The sequence below is a fragment of the Mesorhizobium sp. GbtcB19 genome, assembly GCF_019091085.1.
In the GTDB taxonomy this organism is placed as follows: Bacteria; Pseudomonadota; Alphaproteobacteria; order Rhizobiales; family Rhizobiaceae; genus Mesorhizobium.
Genome location: NZ_JAGXJY010000130.1, coordinates 1 through 412 on the forward strand (window position 1 = coordinate 1; position 412 = coordinate 412).

General features: G+C 26.7%; 1 protein-coding gene. It reads left to right on the forward strand.

Going from position 1 to position 412, the window contains the following annotated elements; all coding sequences use genetic code 11:
* Positions 1-412 (forward strand): hypothetical protein (locus KVT37_RS31920; protein ID WP_217578984.1); only part of this gene is annotated, 412 nt, incomplete at both ends.

Genomic DNA, 412 nt, shown 5'->3' on the forward strand with positions numbered 1-412 from the left:
TTTATTGGTGTGGAGCCTGTTTTTAAAATCAGTTACTCACTAAAGAATGGGGTATTAGAGGAAGTAATTAACGAAAAGGGTATTGTACGATTACAAAATAATTTAAGAAATAAACCAAAGAGAGAGCAAGAGAATATTAATTTTGTTGATAGCAAAGACATTATAGATTTTTATAGAAATTTAATTAGTGGAAAATATGCTCAGGGAATATTTAATATAAAACAAAAATCGATTTCAATTAACTTTAATTTTAGTGCCAATGAAGAATACTATCAATATTATGATGAATTCTCTATTTTATGGCACCTTTATGAACTAGGAATTTTTAAAGAGTTAACAGTTTCTTTAAAAAAAGATAGTTTTTACAAACTTGAAAATGCTAGCTCAGGTGAGGCTCAATATATAACTACAC